Annotated in this window: 11 protein-coding genes; all 11 read left to right on the plus strand. The window is 63.6% G+C overall.

Translation table 11 applies throughout. From position 1 onward, the window contains the following. The 11 genes from ABIE04_RS15945 (at window position 1) to ABIE04_RS15995 (ending at window position 14,620) form a co-directional block, all read left to right on the plus strand. On the plus strand, window positions 1-1,950 hold the full coding sequence (locus ABIE04_RS15945) for an XrtA/PEP-CTERM system amidotransferase (RefSeq protein ID WP_354552411.1): 1,950 nt from the start codon (window positions 1-3) through the stop codon (window positions 1,948-1,950). A 97-nt stretch (window positions 1,951-2,047) separates the two neighbouring features. Further along, window positions 2,048-3,367: a glycosyltransferase family 4 protein gene (locus ABIE04_RS15950; protein ID WP_354552413.1), complete on the plus strand. Its 1,320-nt coding sequence runs from the start codon at window positions 2,048-2,050 to the stop codon at window positions 3,365-3,367. Next, a complete protein-coding gene (locus ABIE04_RS15955; RefSeq protein ID WP_354552416.1) occupies window positions 3,364-4,665 on the plus strand; it encodes a TIGR04063 family PEP-CTERM/XrtA system glycosyltransferase in 1,302 nt (433 codons plus the stop codon). The genes ABIE04_RS15950 and ABIE04_RS15955 overlap by 4 nt, the downstream gene beginning before the upstream one ends. Then, entirely contained in the window at window positions 4,655-5,860 is a 1,206-nt protein-coding gene (locus tag ABIE04_RS15960; protein ID WP_354552418.1) for a carboxylate--amine ligase, read from the plus strand. The genes ABIE04_RS15955 and ABIE04_RS15960 overlap by 11 nt, the downstream gene beginning before the upstream one ends. Continuing rightward, window positions 5,857-6,972: a hypothetical protein gene (locus tag ABIE04_RS15965; RefSeq protein ID WP_354552421.1), complete on the plus strand. Its 1,116-nt coding sequence runs from the start codon at window positions 5,857-5,859 to the stop codon at window positions 6,970-6,972. Before ABIE04_RS15960 ends, ABIE04_RS15965 begins: the two co-directional genes overlap by 4 nt. 4 nt (window positions 6,973-6,976) lie before the next feature. Further along, complete coding sequence (locus ABIE04_RS15970) at window positions 6,977-8,293, plus strand: putative O-glycosylation ligase, exosortase A system-associated (RefSeq protein ID WP_354552423.1); 1,317 nt, start codon at window positions 6,977-6,979, stop codon at window positions 8,291-8,293. A 22-nt stretch (window positions 8,294-8,315) separates the two neighbouring features. Next, a complete protein-coding gene (locus ABIE04_RS15975) occupies window positions 8,316-9,587 on the plus strand; it encodes a hypothetical protein (RefSeq protein WP_354552426.1) in 1,272 nt (423 codons plus the stop codon). Between the two features lie 39 nt (window positions 9,588-9,626). Continuing rightward, entirely contained in the window at window positions 9,627-10,328 is a 702-nt protein-coding gene (locus tag ABIE04_RS15980) for a methyltransferase domain-containing protein (protein ID WP_354552428.1), read from the plus strand. Then, window positions 10,325-11,806 (plus strand): lipopolysaccharide biosynthesis protein, encoded by a 1,482-nt coding sequence (locus ABIE04_RS15985; protein ID WP_354552430.1) that lies wholly within the window; start codon window positions 10,325-10,327, stop codon window positions 11,804-11,806. The genes ABIE04_RS15980 and ABIE04_RS15985 overlap by 4 nt, the downstream gene beginning before the upstream one ends. Window positions 11,807-11,809: 3 nt before the next feature. Beyond that, window positions 11,810-12,781, plus strand: coding sequence for a phosphotransferase (locus ABIE04_RS15990; protein WP_354552432.1), 972 nt, complete (start codon window positions 11,810-11,812; stop codon window positions 12,779-12,781). A gap of 105 nt (window positions 12,782-12,886) precedes the next feature. Next, window positions 12,887-14,620, plus strand: coding sequence for an asparagine synthase (locus tag ABIE04_RS15995; protein ID WP_354552434.1), 1,734 nt, complete (start codon window positions 12,887-12,889; stop codon window positions 14,618-14,620). Window positions 14,621-14,721 lie beyond the last annotated feature (101 nt).

A 14,721-nucleotide genomic window follows, 5' to 3' on the forward strand; every position in this document is an offset into this window, starting at 1 on the left:
GTGTGTGGTCTGACCGGAATCGTCTCGTCGAAGCATGCCAGTGTGGATGAAAGAATCCTGCTGGCCATGCGGGATGCGCAACGGCACCGCGGACCGGATGCGGCCGGGCTGTATCTCGGCCAGGGCGTGGGTCTGGGGCATCGTCGCCTGTCCATCATCGACCTGGACAATGGGCGGCAGCCGATGGTGGATGAAGCGGCTGGTCTCGCACTGGTCTACAACGGCGAGCTGTACAACTTCCCATCGCTCAAAGCCGAACTGGAGGCGCGGGGCGTGGTGTTTCGCAGCCGCTGCGACACGGAAGTCCTGCTGCGTGCCTGGCAACAGTGGGGTGAAGCCTGCCTCACGCGCCTCGTTGGCATGTTTGCGTTCGCGGTGTGGGACATGCGTACGCAGCGCCTCTATCTGGCCCGCGATCACCTTGGCATCAAGCCGCTGCATTACGGCTTCACCAGTTCCGGCGATCTGGTGTTCGCTTCCGAACTCAAGGGACTGCTGGCACATCCCGGCGTGGAACGCCGGCTCGATCCGCAGGCGTTGGAGGACTATCTCGCACTCGGCTACGTGCCAGACCCGAAAAGCATCTATCGCGGAATTTTCAAACTGTCGCCCGGTCATTGGTTGAGCTGGCACGCCGGCGAGCCGGAACCGGTTCCCCGGCAATACTGGGACGTGCCGTTCAATCTTGCGGCCGACATGACTGCGGACGAGGGCGCAGTGCAGCTCCGCAGCTTGCTGGACAGAGTCGTGGCAGGCCAGATGATCGCGGACGTTCCGCTCGGCGCGTTTCTTTCCGGCGGCGTGGATTCCAGCGCCGTGGTGGCCAGCATGAGCCGGGCGTCGCACCAACCGGTGCGCACCTGTTCCATCGGTTTCGACCATGGCGGTTTCGACGAAACCGCCTATGCGCGGCGCGTGGCCCGGCATCTGCATACGCAGCATTTCGAGCAACGGGTCGGCGCCGATGATTACGCACTCCTCGACACGCTGGCGGCGGTTTACGACGAACCGTTTTCCGACAGTTCGGCGCTGCCGACGTACCGCGTGTGCGAGTTGGCGCGCACCCAGGTGACCGTGGCGCTGTCCGGCGACGGCGGCGACGAGAATTTCGCCGGCTACCGGCGCTATCGCCTGCATGCGTGGGAAAGTGGGCTGCGCGCGCGCCTGCCGCTGGCGTTGAGAAAGCCGGTGTTTGGTTTATTGGGCAGCATCTATCCCAAGGCTGACTGGGCACCGCGCCCGCTGCGCGCCAGGACCACACTGCAAGCCCTCGCCCGCGACGATGTGGAAGCCTATTTCCACACCGTCAGCACCACCTCGGCGGCGCTGCGCCAGCAGCTGTACAGCGCGAGCTTCAAGCGCGAACTTCAGGGTTACAGCGCGCTTGCCGTGTTCCGCGCCCACGCAAAACGCGCGCCCACCGATCATCCGCTGCTGCTGGCCCAGTACCTGGACCTCAAGACCTGGCTTCCCGGCGACATCCTGACCAAGGTGGACCGCGCCAGCATGGCGCACAGCCTGGAGGTCCGCGTACCTCTGCTCGATCACCGTCTGGTCGAGTGGGCGTCCTCGTTGCCGCCCGGGCTGAAGCTGAGAGGAAGTACCAGCAAATACATCCTCAAGAAAACGCTCGAAGCGGATTTGCCGCACGACGTGCTGTACCGGACCAAGATGGGTTTCAGTGTGCCGCTGGCGGCATGGTTGCGTGGCCCACTCGCACGGCGCTCTCGGGACGCCTTGCTTGCCGGAGCCATTGCTGAATGCGGGTATTTCGAGCCGGCCGTGCTCGATCGGCTGGTGCGCCAACATGCGGCTGGCCGGCACGATCACAGCGCGACGCTGTGGAGCCTGCTGATGCTGGACGCCTTTCTGCGCCACATGCAGCAGCCCGCTGCCGCGGCCCCCGCCGGGCCCGCGCGCAGGGTCGTGGCCGCTGGGGCACAGCCATGAGTCGCTGCATTCTGGTGTTCGGAATGCCGCGCTCCGGCACTGCCTGGATCGGCAAACTGTTCGACAGCCATCCGGGCGCGCTGTCGAAGGCCATGCCATGAAGACGGCATCGGTCAATGGTGTCGCCGACGGTGTCATGCCGTCGGCAGAGGAAAAATTCGACGCGGCGCGGCGAAGCGCCGGAAGCAGAGCTGAAGCGGGTGGCGAACGCAGGATCCGCCTGCTGGTATTCACCAGCCTGTATCCGAATGCCGTCCAACCGCGCCACGGCGTATTTGTCGAGGAGCGGCTGCGCCACCTCGTGGATTCCGGCCGGATTACCGCGACTGTTGTAGCGCCGGTGCCATGGTTTCCGTTTCGGCATCAGCGCTTCGGGGCCTACTCGGCATTTGCCAGGGTGCCTGCGCATGAGCAGCGCCATGGCATCCAGATCAGCCATCCCCGCTATCCGGTCATTCCGAAACTGGGCATGAACATCGCGCCATGGCTGATGTATCGCGCGCTTCTGCCGGTCCTCCGGGAACTGCAAGCCAGCGGGACCGACTTCGATCTCATCGATGCCCACTACTTCTACCCGGATGGCGTGGCTGCAGTACGGCTTGGTGCGGCCCTGGGCAAACCGGTGGTGATCACCGCGCGCGGTACCGACGTGACGTGGATCCCGCACTATCGTCGACCCAGGGCGCAAATCCAGTGGGCGGCAGGGCGCGCCGCTGCCATCGTGGCTGTATCGCAAGCGCTCAAGGACCAAGTCACCGCCTTGGGTGTGGATCCCGGGAAGATTACGGTTCTGCGTAATGGCGTTGATCTCGATCGTTTCGAGCCACGGGACCGCGCGGTGATCCGCGCCAAGTTGAGCCTCACGGGTCCGGTGTGGTTGACGGTGGGCCATCTGGTCGCACTCAAGGGCGTGCACATCGTCATCGCGGCGCTGGCGCGCGTGCCGGATACGACGCTGTTGATCGTCGGCGAGGGGCCGGAACAGCGCAAGCTGCGCGGCCTGGTGGAACAACTTGGTCTCCACGCGCGCGTGCGGCTGCTTGGCGCCATCTCCCACGCGGACCTGTGTGACTACTACAACGCGGCAGACGTGCTGGTGCAGGCATCGAGCCGTGAAGGCATGCCCAACGTCGTGCTGGAATCCCTGGCCTGTGGTACGCCGGTGGTGGCCACGCCGTTTGCCGGAGTCAGCGAATTGCTGGATACGCCCGAAGCGGGGGAGATCGCCGCACAGCGGAGTGACGAAGCCATTGCCGCGGCATGGCTGCAGTTGCGGGACCGGGCGCCGACACGTGCCGCCACCCGCGGCGTGGCGGAGCGGCTGGGGTGGCAGCCGGTCGTGGAAGCGCAGCACGCACTTTATGCGCAGGTGTCGTTGGCCGCTGCAGGTGGCGCGACACCCGGGGCAGAGCCATGAACGACGTCTTGAGCATCGCGCAGCGTCAAGCTCGGCCGGGGACGTCGGCCGACCGGCCGTTGCGTATCCTGCACGTGCTCGACCATTCGCTGCCCTTGCACAGCGGTTATACATTCCGGACGCTCGCCATCCTCGGGGCGCAGCGTGCGCTGGGGTGGGAAACGATGCAACTGACCGGTCCCAAGCAGGGCAACGACCGGCAGCGTGAGGAACATGTCGGTGACTGGATGTTCTACCGCACCCCGCCGGCGTCCGGCTTGCTGGCGAGGTTGCCGCTGCTCCAGCATCGTTACCTGATGCGCGCATTGCAGACCCGGCTGGCCGAAGTGGTGGACAGCGTGCGTCCCGACATTATCCATGCGCACTCCCCGGCGCTGGACGCGTTCCCCGCGCTCGCGGTGGGCCGGGCCGTCGGCATCCCGGTGGTGTACGAAGTCCGTGCGTTCTGGGAAGACGCTGCCGTCGACCTCGGTACGGCGCGAGAGGGAGGGCCGCGATATCGGTTGACGCGCGCGCTGGAAACCCGGGCCCTGCAACGGGCAGACGCCGTGACCACGATCTGCGACGGCTTGCGTGGCGACATGCTGAAGCGCGGCATTCCCGCAGACAAGATCACCGTCATTCCCAACGCCGTGGATACTTCCCAATTTCGATTCACGGCCACCAACGATGTGGAGTTGCTGGAGGCATATGGACTGACGCGCGGGAGCACGCTGGGGTTCGCCGGCTCGTTCTACGCCTATGAGGGGCTGGATATGCTGCTCCGGGCAATGCCGCTGGTGCTGCGCGCAGTGCCGCAGGCACGCCTGCTGTTGCTGGGCGGGGGACCGCAGGACGCCGATCTGCGGGCGCTGGCCACCCACCTCGGCCTCGAGCGCGTCGTGCATTTCGTCGGCCGCGTGCCGCACAGCGAAGTCACCCGCTACTACAGCGCCATGGACGTCATGGTCTATCCGCGTATCTCGCGACGGCTGACGGAATTGGTGACGCCGCTGAAGCCGCTCGAGGCGATGGCCATGGGCAAGCTGGTGGCGGCTTCGGATGTCGGCGGCCACCGCGAGCTGGTTCGCGACGGCCACAATGGCCATCTTTTTCCCGCAGGATCGGCCGAGGCCCTCGCGCAGTGTCTGATCAAGCTGCTGCAGACTCCCGCGAGCTGGGACAAGGTGATAGCCAATGGGCGGGAGTTCGTCGAGCGCGAACGCACCTGGTCGGCGAGCGTGGCACGCTACCGGGCCGTTTATACCGACGCACTCGACCGCCAGCGGCGCAGCACGGGAGGGGCGCATGAGCGTTGATACGCCTGCGCTGGTACTGGGCGCCGGAGCCAATGGCCTGGGCGTGGCGCGCAGCCTGGCGCGCGCGCGGGTCCCGGTCTGGTTGCTGGATTCCGATGTGCAGCGCCCGGAAATGCACACCCGGGCGGCGCAGCCCTTGAAGATACGTGCGGCGCACGGTGAAACGCTGGTCGAAGACCTTGTGCGCCTGGGTACGACGCAGTTTTCCGGTGTGCGCCCGGTGCTGCTCCTGACCCGGGAAGAAAGCGTCAAGACCGTTTCACATCATCGCGATCGGCTGTCCGCCCTTTATCGATTCAGCCTGCCGCCCAGAGGCGTCGTGGATACCTTGTTGCACAAACAGGGGTTCCAGCGCCGTGCCGAACAACTCGGCAGCCCCATTCCGCCGCTGGTGCACGTACGCACACCCGCGGATTTGTCCGCGCTCGAGGGCCTGCATTATCCGGTGGTGATCAAACCCGGCGAACGGGATGCCGATTATGGGCGGCGGTTCAAGAAGGCGTATCGCGTGGAGAGCGCCGCGGAAGGTGTTGAGCTGATCCGTCGCATCCTGCCGGTGATGGCGGACGTGGTGGTGCAGGAGTGGATCGAGGGCCCGGACTCCAACATTTACTTTTGTCTGCAGTACCTCGATCGGCAGAGCCGGGTTGTCGGATCATTCACCGGTCGCAAAATCCGATCGTGGCCGCCACAGGTGGGCGGTACGGCCAGTTGCACCGCGGCTCCGGAAGTCCATGCAGACCTTTCCGCCATGACTACCCGATTTTTCCAGGCCGCGGGCGTGATTGGCATGGCCAGCATGGAGTACAAGCGCGACACGCGCAGCGGCGAGTTCCGCATGGTGGAGCCGACGGTCGGGCGTACCGATTACCAAGAGGAAGTGGCGACCTTGAACGGCGTCAACCTGCCGTACGCCGCATGGTGCTCCGAGCTCGATCTGCCGTTCCCGGCGGCCGTCGCGACGAAACGGCCCGTCGTATGGCGGGTGCGATCCGAGGACGTGCAGTCCGCAGCCGCCCAGGGCCAGCGGCTCATGCAGGGCCATCCGCGCGGTGGTCATGTGGCCGATGCCTTGTGCCGGTGGCGTGATCCGATGCCGTGCCTGGTGCGAAGCCTGCAACACGCCTGGCGCGCGCTGCACCGTCGAACTTTGAAGCTGATGCCGGGACCACCTGCGGCCAGGAGCAAGCCATGAGCGCGGTCACCAACCTCCTGTCCGGACGCTGGACACGTCCAGCCGTGGATGCGCGCCGTGGGCTGCAGGCCGCCGCCGAATGGCTGGCGCGCGCCCAGGACGCCACCGGCTGCGGCGGTGTCAGCGCCTATTACGATGCGGTGAAACGCCAGTGGGCTGGCGCCTATCCGGAAACCACCGGGTACATCATTCCGACCTTCTTGCGCTACGCGGAGTTCTCCGGTCAAAGCGAATACCGGGAACGCGCCATCCGCATGGCCGAGTGGGAATCGGCCATCCAGCTCCCTGATGGGAGCGTGCGTGCCGGTACGTTGGATACGACACAGGCGGTGCCGACCATCTTCAACACGGGACAGGTGTTGTTTGGCTGGCTGTGCGCCTGGCAGCAGACGCGGGACGCGCGTTTTCGTGACTCGGCGCTGCGCGCGGCGGATTGGCTGGTGGCCGCTCAGGACCCGGATGGCGCATGGCGGCGTTTTGCTTCGCCGTTTGCCGCCCACGCCGTGAACACCTACAACACACGCGTGGCGTTCGCGCTGGCCGAGGCCAGCTGCGCCTTGCAGGAGCCCCGTTATCTGGACGCGGCCGTGCGCAATGTGCAGTGGGCACTCGCCCAGATGCATCCCAACGGATGGCTGGAAAACAACGACCTTGAAGACAACGATCGTCCGCTTACGCATACCATCGCGTATGCGACCCGCGGCATTCTGGAGGTCGGCTTGATCGCTGCCAACAGCGCCTTTGTGGATGCCGCGGCGCGCGTGGCGCGATCCGTCGCGCAAGCCCAGCGCCGCGACGGTGCCTTGCCCGGCCGGTTGGATTCTGCCTGGCGGGCGGCAAGCCGCTGGACCTGCGTGACCGGCAACGCGCAAATGGCGATCATCTGGCAGCGTCTGGCGGCGGAAACCGGCGAGCACGCCTGGAAACCGGTGGTGGAACGCGCCAATCGCTTCAATCTGTCCATCCAGGATGTGACTGCGACCGACGGGGCGGTGCGTGGTGGAGTGCCGGGCTCGTATCCGCGATCAGGCGGCTACATGAAAAACCGTTATCCAAACTGGGCCGCCAAGTTCTTCATGGACGCACTCATGCTGCAATTGGAAGCGGGTTGACGCCATGCGCGATATCGCCTTTGCGCTGCTTATCTTCGGGATGCTCCCCTTCATTCTGAAGCGGCCGTATTGGGGCCTGCTGGCATGGTCTTGGCTCGGCTACATGAATCCCAACCGGCTGTGCTTCGGCTTCGCCGTCGGTTTCCCCTGGGTGCAGCTGATTGCCATCGCCACGCTGGTCGGTTTGGCGTTCAGTAAGGAAAGCAAGAAGATTCCCAAGTCTCCGATCAGCGTTTTTCTGTTCCTGTTTCTGATGTGGACCGGAATTACCACTTTCTATGCGGCAGTGCCAGATTCGGCTTGGAGCAAATGGCAGGAGTTTGCCAAGGTCTTGGTCATGGTGTTCGTCACCTTGATGATGGTAAATAGCCGGGAGCGTATTCACTGGCTTATATGGGTCATTGTCGTTTCACTGGGATTTTATGGCCTCAAGGGTGGCCTGTTCACGGTTACGCACGGCGGTAGCAGCAATGTGCTCGGACCTCCCAACAGTTTCATTGCCGACAACAATGCCTTGGCACTCGCGCTATGCATGACGCTTCCGCTCATGCGCTATCTGCAGCTGCATTCGTCTCCGCGAGTCGTGCGCATTGGGATGGGCATCGCCATGTTGTTTACCGGCATCGCGGTATTGGGCACGTATTCGCGGGGTGGCCTGATAGGTCTGGCCATCGTCGCCGGCGCCTTGTTCTTGAAGAGCCGCCGGCGGCTTGCTGTTGTCCTGGTTGCGGTTGCAGTGGGTTTGGTCGCCTATCATTTCATGCCGCCCGAATGGGCGGCGCGCATGGACACGCTGCATCAGGCCAGGGAGACGTCTTCAGGCGAGTCACGGATACAGTCCTGGAAATTCGCCGCGAACGTCGCCATTCACCACCCATTGGTGGGTGGAGGGTTCGACGATTATCTAAGTGCACCCTTGTGGGATGCCTTTGCGCCTGATGGCGCCGAGCAACGCGCCATACACAGCATCTATTTTCGCGTATTGGGTGAGCAGGGCTTCCCCGGGCTGGTTCTTTTTCTCACGCTGATGTTCGCCAGCTGGCGAAATTGCAGCCGCGTTCGGAAGAGCACGCGGGACCTGCCAGATCAAAAATGGGCGTACGATCTTGCATCCATGTTGCAGGTAGCCCTGATAGCGTTCATGGCAGCCGGGGCCTTCCTGCCGATGACCTATTTTGACCTGAGCTACCAGCTGATGGCCGTGTGCGCACTACTGGGGCTGCATGTGCAGGAGGGTGGGGCACAACGGACGGGCGAGCGGAGCCACGGCTTCGGTGTGGGCGTGCGATCGCCGCCGGTGCACAGTGCGCTTGCGGAGTGAGGACGTGAGCAGGAAAGTCTTGATGATCGCCTTCCATTTCCCGCCTGCTGCGATGGGAAGCGGGCACCTGCGCACGCTTGGTTTTGCGCGCCACCTGCCGGCATTTGGCTGGGACCCCGTTGTGTTGTCGGCGCGGGCGCTGGCTTACCCACGCACTGCGCCGATCGCCGCTCAGCTCATTCCAGAAGGCTGCGTGACACACCGCGCGTTGGCGTTCGATGCCCGGCGCCATTTCGGTATCGGCGGGAAGTATCCCGGATTCCTGGCGCAGCCCGATCGCTGGAGCTCCTGGTGGCCGGCGGCGGTCGTGCAGGGAATGCGCCTGATCCGTCGTCATCAGGTGTGCGCGATCTGGTCCACCTATCCCATCATGACGGCACACTGCATTGCTCGGACCCTGAGCCGTATCACCATGTTGCCGTGGGTCGCGGATTTCCGGGACCCGGTCGCCAGCTCGGTCGAGGCCGAAAATCCCTATGCTGTTGCCTCACAGCAGCGTTGGGAACGACGCGTACTGCGGGATGCATCGCGTGTCGTAGTCACTACGCCGGGAGCCCTGCGCGCCTTTGCAGGGAGCTATCCCGCAGCGCATGCCGAGGGCCGCCTTGCCGTGATCGAAAACGGTTACGACGAGATCGCGTTCAACGGGCTTCCCGAACCACCGTCGCAGCCAGGGCGACCCCTGGTACTGGTGCACAGCGGCCTGTTGTATACGGATGGCCGCAATCCAGCGCCGTTCTTTGCGGCACTTGCGCGCCTCCAGGCCAACGGCACGCTGGGCGCCGCCGACGTCCACGTGGTGTTGCGAGCCAGTGGGTCGGAAGCAATGTACACGCGCGAAATCGAGCGTCTGGGACTCGGGGAGATGGTGACGCTGGCGCCCCCAGCTTCCAATCGGGAGGCGCTCGAGGAACAGGCTCGCGCGGATGCGCTGTTGTTGTTCCAAGGCCCCCGCTTCGACCGCCAGATTCCTGCGAAGTTGTACGAGTACCTGCGCATCGGGCGGCCGATCTTCGCGCTGGTGGGCGAGCACGGAGACACGGCTGCAGTATTACGCAGCACGGACAGTGCGGAGCCGGTGCCGATTGATGATGTTGATGCGATTGCCACTCGGCTACCCGCGTTCGTTCGCGCGGTGCGTGAAGGCCGTGCCCCCGTTGCGCGCAGGCAAGCCGTAATGGGGTATGCAAGAAGCGCGGGTGCAGCGAGGCTTGCAGGCATGCTGGATGGTGCTGCCGCCACACCCGAAAACATGTTCCGCGAGTCCACTGACGTGACACCGTCTCAACCCTGAGATCCCCGACCATCCGCAAGCCTTTCGAGGACACGAAACATGAACTGGAGTCCCGACGAGCATTACCAGAGCCGGAAGGTCGCGAGCGAGTACGACCGAAAGCGTTTTGCGAGCGTTCCGGGACGGGTATTCAACCATCTGGAAAAACGCACCATCGTGAAGTGTTTTGCCCGCGTTCCCAAGGGGCAAACAATCGCCGACGCGCCGTGCGGAACGGGGCGGCTGGCCGAGCCGTTACTGGCCGCCGGTTACCGGGTGCATGGCCTGGATATTTCCGACGAAATGCTGGAAATAGCAAGGCAACGTCTGCGTGGCTTCCCGGGTCGCTTCGCCTGCGAGGTCGTGGATGTCAAGGCATCGCGGCCACACGAACCGTTGTATGACGCTGCACTGTGCGCCAGGGTTCTGATGCATTTCCCGCTCGATCAGCAGGTCGAGTTCCTCACGGGTGTGGCCAGGCTGAGTCGCTCGATCGTGGTCATCAACCACAGCCTCGATTCGGGCTATCAGCGGTTCCGGCGGCGCGTGAAACACTGGTTGGGCAATCAGGCTTCCGCAAACTACCCCGTCAGCAATGCCGACATCAGGGTTCTGTTGCAGCAATCGGGCTTGCGCGAGGTGCAACGTTATCGCCTGGCTTCGCTGGTCAGCGAGGCAATCTATATCGTCGCGGAACGGATCACGCCGGCCGCGGAATCCGCGCGGGCGAGGCAATCGCAATCGGCAGCGGCCGTATCGTGAGCATAGGCGGCAGAAAGCCCAAGAACAGCGTACGCAAGGCGCTGTCGCTGTCTTTCGTCCAAACCCTTGTCAGTCTGGTATTCACCTTCGGCGGGGTCATCGTCGTCAGTCACCTCCTGACGCCCACAGAAATCGGCATTTATTCCGTGGCGGCCGGTCTGGTGGCACTGATGCAGATGTTGCGCGACTTCGGCGTGAGCGAATTCCTGATCCAGGAAGAAGAGCTCGACGAGCAGAAGATTCGCACCGTCTTCACGATCAACCTGGTGATTGCGTGGTCGCTGGGTATTGCGTTGTTTGCGCTCAGCGGAGTCGCAGGAAGGTTTTACGGCAACCCCGGTGTGTCCGATGTATTGCAGGTGGTCAGTATCGTCTTCGTGCTGCTGCCATTTGGCGCCATCAGTCAGACGTTGATGAAACGCGATCTGGAGTTCGGAAAGCTGCTCAAGATCCGCCTCGGCGAGAACATCACACGCAGCTGCACCACGGTCGGATTGGCATATGCCGGTTTCAGTTACATGAGCATGGCCTGGGCTTCGGTGGTCGGCATCCTGGTGATGGTGGCGGGTTGTGCCGTGTGGGGCAGGCAGTACCGGGTCACGAGTCTCAGCCTGTTGCACTGGAAGCGCGTACTGGGTTTCGGATCCAACCGGACCATCGCCGATATTGCACGGCAGGTGGGCGATCAGTCCGCAAACCTCGTGATTGGTCGCATGCTGGGCATGGCCGCCACCGGCCTTTATTCGCGCGGCTACGGTATCGTCAACATGTATAGCAGCACCTTCGTGGGCGCGATCAACGGCGTCGCGTTCCCGGCGTTTGCGCGCGAACACCGCGAAACCGGCGCCGCCCCGCAGCTTTTCCTGAGATCCCTCGTCTATCTCACCGGTATCAGCTGGCCGTTCTTCGCCGCCGGCGTACTGCTGGCATTCCCGATCATCCGCGTCTTGTTCGGTAGCCAATGGGATGCGGCGGTGCCGCTGATGCGCTGGCTGTGTGCCGCTGCCATCGTGGGCACCTTGACGTACCAATGCAGTCAGTTCCTGGTTGCGTTGGGCCACGTGGGTGCCGTGACGCTCATCGAAGTGCAATACCAGTTGGTACGGATTGGTGTAACGATTGTGGCGGCCTTGTACAGCGTCACGGCCGTCGCAGCGGTTCAGGTGCTGGTGTATATCGCGGCGACAGTTCTCTACTACCGGCGGCTGCGCAGCTACGAACCGCTATCCATGGGCAAATGCGCGAGAGCGGTAATTCCGAGTATTGCGGTGACGATTACCACCTGCATCGCGCCAGCGGTGGTGGCATTCTGGCCCGGCCTGATCCAGCAACATATGATTCCTGCCCTTTGCGGTGCCGTGGTTGCGGGCTGCGCAGGGTGGCTGGTCGGCGCACGAATCGTTCGGCATCCGTTGTTGGATGAATTCCGGCGCGCCGCGTCGCGTTTCCCAAGATGCAACCAGATTCTATTTGGCTAGGCCATGTCAGGTCTCGACATACCACAAGCACTCAACACACGTTTCGCGTGCGCACAGTGCCATGCCAATGCCCAGTGGGTGTGGGCAGCCAGGCCGACGGCGCGCCAGAACTCCAGTATCCATCGGTTGCAATGCGCGCAATGCGGCGCGCAAATTGTGGCCAAGGCGAGCCGCGGCAGGGTCACTGACCCGGATGGCTGCGCCGAGGTACGCGAGGAGTATGAAACCCTGTGCGCGCTTCAACCTGTATTCGCTGGTTGCGCACGCTACGGAACGCTGGAGCCATTGGGCTTTCTTGCGGTTGCCGACCATGGCGTCATGATTACCGGGTTGTTCCCAGGCGAAGAGCTCGATCGCCATGCCCGCAAGCTGAACGCCACGGGAGTGTACGTGGCGTTCCAGTCGGCAGGAGTTTGGCTGCACAAGCTGCATGGAGCGGGCGGTGGCCGCGACGTCAGGCAAGGGCTTGAAGTGGGCAAGCGGATTGACTACCTGGAGGCGACCTACGGCAGCGCGTTCGCTGCGGACCGCAAGCTGCGTTCTGCATGTGAGCTGTTTGCGCGCGTCGGCCGCGATGTCGACACGCTTGCCATGGATGGAGTGCGGATCCACGGCGATTTCAAGCCCAGCAACATGTTGTGCAACGCTACACGGTACGTGGGCCTGGACATTCAGCGGGCGACTACGGGCGCAGCAGTCTACGATCTTGCACCTTTTGTGAATCACCTCTGGCTCGCAAATCTTGGCGGCATCGGCGTCCGTGCACGTCGCCGCCATGAGCTGGCGGAAACCGCCTTCCTTGTCGGCTTTGGCGACGCGGTCGACATGCGCGCGCTACGCTGGGCACAGCTGTATTTTTCACTGTGTTATTGGGGTGGATACCGCCGGCGCGGAGCGCTTGACGCGGTCATTGCCCGTTGGAAAATGTTGCCATTGGTCGAAAAGACCGCAGCACGGCTTCGCGCACTCACCTGATAGACCACGCATCACGAGTGAGCCCGGCATTGGGGGTATGGGCCGCAGTAACACTCGGATGGGAAACACACTCGGATTCCCTTTCTACCTCGAGTGAGGTAACAGATGCTCAACGCGCTTTACGTATCGGTTACTGGCGCCAACCCGGAGGGCGTGCGTCGCGCATCGGGTTCCATGCAGCAACAAGGGTTTGTCCCGGGGCCCCGCTTGGACTGGAGCGGCGGCGCCATGGTCGCTTGGGCGTCGCCATCCCAGCTTGAAGTGGAAAACCTTGAACTCCAGACGCCGCTCGGCAACGCGTACTGCGTGGGGCCGCTGTGGTACGGCGGCAAATTTGGCAAGGGAGCGTTGGGATCGCTGATCGAAGACAGCAGCGCCGGCAGGCAGATTGACGAGGCTTCGCTGCGCGGAAACTTCGTACTGTTTCTGCGCACCGCGCACCAGTGTATGGTGCTGAACGACGGCCTCGGTTTTGTCCGGTTGTACACGAGTCCCGATGGGTTGTTTCACAGCAGCAGCTGGCTTGCGACCTGCGCCTATGCCGGCCGGGTCGGGTTGAATGCGGCGGCTGCGGTTGAGTACGTGCTACTGGGGGCCTCGCACTCCGACGAGACCGTCGCCGAGGGTGTCACCACGCTTCCGCTTGGCAGCGGGCTGGACCTGACCCGAAACGTCCGGTACGACCGCACGCGCCTATGGGACAGCGGTGTGGCGGCAATCCCTGCCACCCTCGACGCGGCGGTGGAACAAGTCGCGGCGCACCTCGCAACCGTGTTCGCGGAAACGGCGGCGGCATTCCCGTCGCACACGCGTGCGGCGATTTCTGGTGGATTCGACTCGCGCCTCATCCTGGCAGGCCTGCTGGCGTCGGGGAATCGACCGGAGCTGTTTGTGTACGGCAAAGAGACGTCTGGAGATGTCCCAATTGCCCGCTCCGTCGCGGGCAGCGTCGATATTCCGCTGGATGTGATCGACAAAGGCACACTGGACGCACAACTAGCGCGACCCAATCTCGAACGTCTCGTCGCCAGCTCGCTGTTCTTCGACGGACTTCCAAATGATGGCGTGTACGACTCGGGCGTCGACCAGCAAACGCGCCTCGACCAGACTGCAGGCGGTCGTCTGGGCCTGAACGGCGGCGGTGGTGAAATCTTTCGCAACTACTTCCATCTCCCCGACCGCCGCTTCAGCGCGATGGACATCGTGCGTGCCTTCTATCGTGGTTTCGATCGGCGGGTGCTCCGGCAGCCCGGCGCCCTGTCGACCTATGAGAACCGCATGGCGACAGCCATTGCGTGCGCGGTGGGCGTATCCGGCGACAACCTCACCCAACCTGTCGAACGCAGCCGGATAGAACTCGCCTATCCATTATTTCGTTGCCATCATTGGATGGCGGTGAACAACAGCGTAGCCGTACGCCATGGGTACTATATGACTCCCTTGGTGGACCCAGTGGCGGTTGCACTGGCCTGGCGCTTGCCCTTGGCGTGGAAAGACGTCGGGTTGCTGGAAGCCCGTCTGATCGATGCCTTGCACACCGGCGTGGCTCGCCAGATGTCGGAGTACGGTTTCCGGTTTAGTGATGGCCCGCATGCCAGGATGCGATTCCACGCATGGATGAGCAGCTCACGGCCGGTATTCGCACGACCCTTCATCAACGCTGCAGGGCGCTATCTGCGCAGGCGCGCAGTGGCACCGACATTGCTGGCGCACTGCCGCGCGGTACTGCCCGGTGAATGGTGCTTGGACCGGCTGCTGGACCTGCAACGCTTGCCCGGTAACCAGGCCCTGGCACGAGCGCTGGCAGTGGAGGTCGCATGGCGAAAGCTGCTTCTTTAGGCCAGCCACAATCAATGCGCCAGGCCTGCTCGGGCGGGCACCCATCCGGCACAGCGGCGCTGGTCTCCCCACCGACACAAACCGCGGGCTGCAGTCATGCT

It is taken from the genome of Rhodanobacter soli (assembly GCF_040548735.1).
GTDB lineage: Bacteria > Pseudomonadota > Gammaproteobacteria > Xanthomonadales > Rhodanobacteraceae > Rhodanobacter > Rhodanobacter soli_A.